Below are 7528 nucleotides of genomic sequence, written 5' to 3' on the forward strand. Positions count from 1 at the left end.
TTCCAAATAGTAGGATTATAAATAAGCAGTTACACAGTTTTTATTACAGTCTCTTTTGAACATATACACAATTATAAAGGAATACTGATTTAGCTTTATAAGCTCTGCTTAACAAACGCCTCGAAGTCTTCTCTGCCCACTTCCCTGTTTGCCCCCTTAATAAACAAACTACCAATGTAGATAAAATGCAAATATTCTCATCAAAAATAAGCATTTACCTTCGAAAGATTAATAACATAACTTTTAAAGTCACTCCCTTGCTCCCTAGCTTTATACTATAAATAGTCTTTATCTATTTCCAAAATAGTGTTTTTTTTATAAACTACCCTGCTAAATTACCATTTGACCGATGATTTCGGACAACTTTATCCCCCATTATTATATTTGAGAGCTGAAATGTTATTAGATCCCTACTACAGTAAACAAGACAAAAGTGTCATTATCAGCGCAGAACAAGCAAGCCAATTTGCTAAAAAAGAGTGCCAAGATTTCAATCCGATTCATGACCCGAACTCTAAACGATTCTGTGTACCAGGCGACCTATTATTTGCATTAGCGATTAATGAATATGGTATTAGTGAGTCTATGCGATTTACTTTTACCAATATGGTCGGCGATAATATGCCACTGAACTTTCCAGTAACTGATGCTGAACACATTGTGGTTACTAATGATCAAGGTAAAAGCGTGTTAGAAATTAACCGTAAAGGCCAAACGAGCCATGACCTTGAATTAATAGAATCATTAATTAAAAAGTACGTCGTTTTTTCTGGGCAAAACTTCCCTACGTTACTAATGCCATTAATGGAAAAACACCAGGTAATGTTTAACCCTGCGCGTCCATTGGTTATGTACAACAGCATGAACTTTGAATTTAATACATTAAGTTTAACTAACCCGCTTCATGTTGAGCTAGCAGAAAGTAAATTAGAAGTAGAAGCAAAACGTGCTAATGAATTTTTACACTTTGATATTTTCGATGGTGATAATAATATTGGTCATGGAGTAAAAACCGTAGTAGTTGGTGGCTTAAAACCTTACGACCACGATGCTATCACAGCGTTTGCAGATAACTACTTAGCAATGCGTAACGCTTTTTAATCTGACTAGACTCACAAGTAAGAAGCCGCTCGACTTCTTACTTGTGAGTGCTTCCAATATTATACACAGACACCTGATTCGCTAGGAACATGGATTTCTTCACTGACTTTAGAAGCCTTCATTCTCAAAGAGCCTGATCTACCACGTTTTACGCCACTATTAACAAGCGCCTTTACCGTGACCACCATCAATTACATACATTGACGAACAGCCAATAGTTCTCACCAAACAAGATAGCGTGTCAATCACTGCATTGGATTAATGCTCGGCTTAATGTGTAAGACTCTCGCCAACGACACTACTTTTAAAATAAATATATTATTTTACAATAGTTTAAAAATAGACAAGTAAAGACAAGGTAGACTGAACGATGGCCGTTAATAAACAATTTAAGGGCGCTAATTAAGCGAAACTATCAAAACAACTAACTTATTCCTCTGCACTTTTAAAAAATTTATTATGACCACTTGAAAATCATTTTTAGTCCCCATAAATATATCAATGTGATGCGATGACACATAACAATACCCCATCGCTTATTGTTTTATTTTATTTACTCTAAGGAGGCTTATTATGAATACAATTGACTTAACACCGCTTTACCGTAACAGTGTTGGCTTTGATCGACTAGCATCATTGATTGATAACGCATTAATGTCTGATACAAAAACAAGTGGTTACCCACCTTATAACATCGAAATACTTGGTGAAAACAAATACTGTATTTCAGTGGCTGTCGCTGGCTTTTCACAAGATGAACTAGATATTCAAGTTGAAAAAGGTGTACTAAGCGTATCTGGTAATAGACACGATACAGAAAAAGAGGCTCAGTACCTGCACCAAGGTATTCCAAATCAAGCATTTGAACGTAAGTTTAACCTAGCAGATTATGTTGAGGTCACTGGCGCCGAACTATCCAATGGCTTATTAAACATCAATTTAATAAAAGAAATACCAGAAACCATGAAACCAAAGAAAATATCAATCAATCAATTAGATAAGTCGTTAACACACCATAAACAAGAGAAAGTGATTAACGATAAAAGTAAAGCGAGTTAAACCATAACTGACTTAAAACGATGCGTGATAACAATAAAAAGAGGGTTTTCACTCTCTTTTTATTGTTTGTAAATAAGTAAACGTTTTAGCTGCTCACAACACTTAACATGAAAACCTTTCAAATAACCTCTTTTAATTTGTAATCTCCCCATTAAAGATAGAAACAGAAAAATAGCCCTTTAATTTTATAATTCACTCATACCTTTGCTAAAAAGCACACTTTGAAAAAGGAAAACTGAAAATATAAGTGGGTAAAAAGCAATACATAACCCATACTAGCTGTTTACGTATTTAGACCTGCTTGCTTTTGTAAATGGGTTTATTAAAATCAGTTTTTTTAACTGAAAAATAACAATGAGATTAAAGGGTATAACAATGGGATACAGCGACTTCGCAAACATTTTATCAGAGAAAAAGACCTATAAACCAGTTGAGACATTCGCGATGGAGTATGGTATTAATTTAATTGAACTTAAAGCAACCACCACAGCTGTACTCAAAGAAAGTGGGAAAATACCCGCAATCAAGCATGTTAATGCGTTTATTGGTTTAGGCCGCCCTCTTCCATTATTATCAACAAAGAATTACGTTGAAAAACTTGAGTTATCCCTTAATAGCGAGCAACAAGATTAGTGATAATTAAAAGCGTTAATATCAACAGCTATTAACACTTTATATCGTACTTGCATAATGAAAAGGCTAAGGCCGACGTTGTACTTAGGGATTACATGTTTTAATTAATGACGTATTACTTCCATTAATATAAATACAACAAACCATCACGATAATAGCAGTATTGATACTAAACAATACTGCTATTCACTCATTAACCTTTCAATTCAGTCAACTTCAACCGAACTCGTTTAGCTGATACTGGATAAGGCGTACCTAATTGTTGCGCAAATAAAGAAACGCGTAACTCTTCCATCATCCAATATATTTCAGCCAATGCTGGGTTTTCTGTTTCATCGGTTAACAAACTCTTACATAAAGCGCGGTAACGCTCTTCCAAATCATGCAATTCAATAGTATTTAAGCGATCCTGATTTGGATTTACTGGTAATTTTTCTAATCGTTTTTGTAAAGCGAGCAAATAACGCTTAATGTCATTTAATTTAGCCTCTCCTACTTGGCATACAAAGCCAGGGAAGATCAACCGTTCTAATTGTGATTTAATATCGCCTTTTGCCACCAGCATAGTTAAATCAGCTTTGCCTTTGAGCTGTTTATTAACCGCATGTGCCAAGGTTAATACCTCTTCCACTTGTTGCGTTATTTGTAAGGTTTTATCTGCTAATTCAGCACGTACTTTCTCTTTTTGAACTTCAAACTCAGGTGCTTCTTGCGGATGAACTTCACCGTCTAAAATGGCATCAACAGCACAGCTAATGCAATCATCAATTAAGTCTTTAATCTGTCCAAAAGGATTAAAATACAAACCTAACTTCGCTTTATTAGGTAAACTTTGTTGTAAGTATTTAATAGGTGACGGTACATTTAATAAAATTAAACGACGTACTCCGGCTTGATTAAAACGCTGTGCTTTTTGTTCACTGTCAAACAGCTCAATCGCAACACTTTTGTTTTTATCAACTAATGCAGGATACGCTTTAACTTCGTAACCTCCATGATCTTTCTTGAAAGATTTAGGTAATTTACCAAAGTCCCATTCAACTAAGTCAGACTTCTCAATCCCTTGTTTCGAGACTTTGGATAACGTCTGTTTTACCTTACCTTTTAGGTCATGCTGTAACAATTTAAGATCAGTCCCAACAGCAACACTTTTTTGCTTATCATCGATAACATTAAACTTAATACGTAAATGCGTTGGTAAAGCGCTCACATCCCATGAATTTTCAGGAATACGAACACCAGTCATACGTAATAATTGCTTTTCAAAAGCTTCTAATAACGGACCTTGCAATGGTGCCAAATTCGCCATTGCTGCTTCTGCATAATTAGGCGCAGGCACAAAATTACGACGTATTGCCTTTGGTAAGGTTTTAATTAAAGCAATTAATAGCTCTTCACGTAATGCCGGAATTTGCCAATCAAACCCCTGATCAGAGATTTGATTTAATAATGCTAACGGTATTTTTACCGTCACGCCATCTTGGCTGGTGCCTGGCTCAAATGCATACTCTAGTTGTAAACGGAAATCACCTTGCTGCCAAAAATCAGGGTAAGCATTTGCAGTCACTTTATCGGCATCGTGTGCCATCACTTGCTCACGTTGATAATTTAATAGATCAGGTTGTTGTTTCTTTTCTCTGTTCCACCAGCTATCAAACTGTTTAGCACTACATACATTTTGCGGCACAATTTCATCGTAAAATAAAAACAGTGTTTCATCATCAACTAAAATGTCACGTCGACGAGACTTATGTTCTAATTCTTCAATGTCATTAAGCAGTGCTTGGTTATCTTTAAAGAATTGGTGACGCGTTTCAAACTCCCCTTCTACTAAGGCATGACGAATAAATAACTCTCGACATAATACAGGGTCAATTTGTGTATAAACGACACGGCGTTTACTAACAATCGGAATGCCATATAATGTTTGCGTTTCAAATGCGCCAACTACGCCAGATTTTTTCTGCCAATGTGGCTCAGCATAACTGCGTTTAATTAAATGTTGTGCCTGTTTCTCAACCCACTCTGGTTTTATTCTTGCTGCAACACGCGCAAATAACTTAGAGGTTTCAACTAACTCTGCAAACATGCCCCATTTAGGCTGCTTTTTAAATAAGCCAGATCCAGGGAACATATAAAACTTACTATTACGCGCGCCTAGGTATTCAGCATCTTTATCTTTTAAACCAATATGCGACAGTAAACCCGCTAATAAAGCTTGATGAATAGCATCAAAGCTTGAAGGTGTATCGCTTACTTTAATATCTAACTCATCGGTCACTTGCTTAATTTGCGTGTAAATATCCTGCCATTCACGCACGCGCATATAAGCTAAGAAGTCCTTCTGACACATTTTACGGAAGTTATTATTAGTTAACTCTTCACGCTGTTCATTAATGTAATTCCATAGATTGACATAAGTGATGAAGTCAGACTCTTTGTCATAAAAGCGGCGATGTTTTTCATCAGACGCTTGTTGTTTATCCATTGGACGCTCACGTGGATCTTGAATACTTAATGCAGCACTGATCACCATCACTTCATGGACACAATTAAACTCTTTTGCCGCTAAAATCATACGAGCTAAACGCGGGTCTACCGGTAACTTCGCTAATTGACGACCTAATCCAGTGAGTTTTTTACGTGGGTCTTTGGCTTTTAAATTAACTGCACCTAACTCTTCTAACAGATTTAAACCATCTTTAATGTTTCTGTCTTCAGGTGGCTCAACAAAGGGAAATTTATTTAACTCACCTAAACCAAGCGATAACATCTGCAAAATAACTGACGATAAATTAGTACGTAATATTTCAGGGTCAGTAAACTCAGGACGGCCATTAAAGTCTTCTTCGCTGTATAAGCGAATACATACACCTTCACTAACACGACCACAACGCCCTTTACGTTGATTAGCACTGGCTTGTGAAATGGCTTCAATAGGTAAACGTTGTACTTTAGTGCGGTAGCTATAACGACTTATACGCACAGTACCCGTATCAATAACATATTTAATACCCGGAATGGTTAATGATGTCTCAGCCACATTGGTCGCTAAGACAATTCGTTGCCCACGGTGTCCTTGGAATATTTTATTTTGCTCTGCCACACTTAATCGGGCGAACAAGGGTAATACTTCAGTATCACGTAATTTGCGCTTGCTTAAGGCATCAGCTGCATCTCGAATTTCACGCTCACCGTTCATGAAGATCAGAATATCCCCACGCCCTAGACGCTGTAACTCATCTACTGCTTGGAAAATACCTTCAATTTGGTCGCCAGCGGCATATTCATCTAATGGACGATACAGTGTTTCAACTGGAAATGTTCGGCCTGACACTTCAATAATAGGTGCTGGCTTACCGCGTTTATTCGCAAAGTGATTAGCAAAACGTTCTGGGTCAATCGTTGCTGAAGTAATAATAACTTTAAGGTCTGGGCGACGTGGTAAAAGACGCTTTAAGTAGCCCATTAAAAAATCAATATTTAAACTACGCTCATGCGCTTCATCAATAATGATGGTGTCATATTGGCTTAGAAAACGATCATTTTGAATTTCCGCTAATAAAATACCGTCGGTCATCAATTTGATATATGACTTGTCACTGACTTTATCAGTAAAACGGACACGGTAACCTACTGTTTCACCTAATGGAGAGTCAAGTTCATCAGCGATACGGTTAGCAACGGTTCTAGCAGCTAAACGACGAGGTTGAGTATGACCAATTAAGCCAGAAACACCCCGCCCTAGTTCTAAACATATTTTAGGGATCTGAGTGGTTTTACCTGAACCCGTTTCACCGGCAATGATCACCACTTGATTATTGGCAATCGCTTCTGCTATCTCATCCTTTTTCTGGCTAACAGGTAAGTCAGGGTAAGAGACTTCAGGTAAATTATCTAAGCGTTGCTGACGCTTATCCATTGATACTTGAATATCAACGGCTATTTTGGTCAGCGTAGCTTCTACTTTTTCGGGTGTTTTAAGATTGCGTAGATTATCAATGCGGCGCTTAAAGCGGAATTGATCTTTATATAACACGTCATTTAAATGGTCTTTTAAAGTAGAAGCAGAAATGGTCAAAACAGATACCTAACAAAAACAAAAAAGTGATCCTAGCAAGGCTACTAGAAAAAGGATAGTGGCAGTTAAGCTTTAAGTCATCTAATACCAATCTAAGTAAAAATATGATCTAATTGATTTATCTATTACGATTAAAGCGACTCAAGATGGAGCATATAAAAAAAGATAGATTTTAAAGTACTTGCCCGTAAGTAAACTTCATTACAAATGAAGTTTACTGGCTTTAGCATATTTTCAAGGTGGCCATTCACGAACCCAAATTGCTCAGCGCCTAAAAGTGAGTTGAACTAGCATTAATAAATGGGTGAGTAGTTATCTAAGCGGAGTAGTATTGACCTTCACTTTGGGGCGGTGACTTTAGTCTCCCTGCTTGCATTAAATCGAAAGACATAAACAAAATTCATCGAAGGTAAGTATGGAAAGGTAACTGGTGAAGTGTGTTCTTTTATTTATTGCACTTGCAAGGGAGGCTGAAGCCACCGCCCCTAATGTAGCATTTTCAACGGAGGCTAAAAAAAGGAGTCGCAGAGCTTCTCTGCTCATGATATTAAGCTGACGCTTAATTTGCACGCCGCCACAAAGTAAAAACAAGGTTCCTGAAAGGTAAGCGTCTAGCAAAGCACACCTAGTATCGACTTTCTGATTGTTTAAAAA

At 37.0% G+C, this 7528-nt stretch carries 5 protein-coding genes; 3 read left to right on the forward strand and 2 right to left on the reverse strand.

From position 1 onward, the window contains the following. Positions 1-396 precede the first annotated feature (396 nt). From V6256_RS14305 to V6256_RS14315, 3 genes are all read left to right on the forward strand, one after another. Positions 397-1101, forward strand: a complete 705-nt coding sequence (locus V6256_RS14305) for a DUF3581 domain-containing protein (protein WP_341598919.1) — start codon at positions 397-399, stop codon at positions 1099-1101. Positions 1102-1674: 573 nt separating this feature from the next. Then, entirely contained in the window at positions 1675-2160 is a 486-nt protein-coding gene (locus V6256_RS14310) for an Hsp20 family protein (protein ID WP_341598920.1), read from the forward strand. Positions 2161-2535: 375 nt separating this feature from the next. Further along, a complete protein-coding gene (locus tag V6256_RS14315) occupies positions 2536-2793 on the forward strand; it encodes a hypothetical protein (protein ID WP_341598922.1) in 258 nt (85 codons plus the stop codon). 193 nt (positions 2794-2986) lie between these two features. On the opposite strand, the gene hrpA is transcribed toward V6256_RS14315, so the two are convergent. Further along, positions 2987-6874, reverse strand: a complete 3888-nt coding sequence (gene hrpA, locus V6256_RS14320) for an ATP-dependent RNA helicase HrpA (RefSeq protein ID WP_341598924.1) — start codon at positions 6872-6874, stop codon at positions 2987-2989. A 375-nt stretch (positions 6875-7249) separates the two neighbouring features. Then, positions 7250-7528 (reverse strand): hypothetical protein (locus tag V6256_RS14325; RefSeq protein ID WP_341598926.1); only part of this gene is annotated, 279 nt, incomplete at its 5' end.

The organism is Psychromonas aquatilis, from assembly GCF_038155185.1.
Classification (GTDB): Bacteria; Pseudomonadota; Gammaproteobacteria; order Enterobacterales; family Psychromonadaceae; genus Psychromonas; species Psychromonas aquatilis.

What these genes read in the sequence shown, in the direction of transcription:
- V6256_RS14305 (WP_341598919.1), top strand. Translation starts at nt 397, where the DNA reads ATGTTATTAGATCCCTACTACAGTAAACAAGACAAAAGTGTCATTATC.
- V6256_RS14310 (WP_341598920.1), top strand. Translation starts at nt 1,675, where the DNA reads ATGAATACAATTGACTTAACACCGCTTTACCGTAACAGTGTTGGCTTT.
- V6256_RS14315 (WP_341598922.1), top strand. Translation starts at nt 2,536, where the DNA reads ATGGGATACAGCGACTTCGCAAACATTTTATCAGAGAAAAAGACCTAT.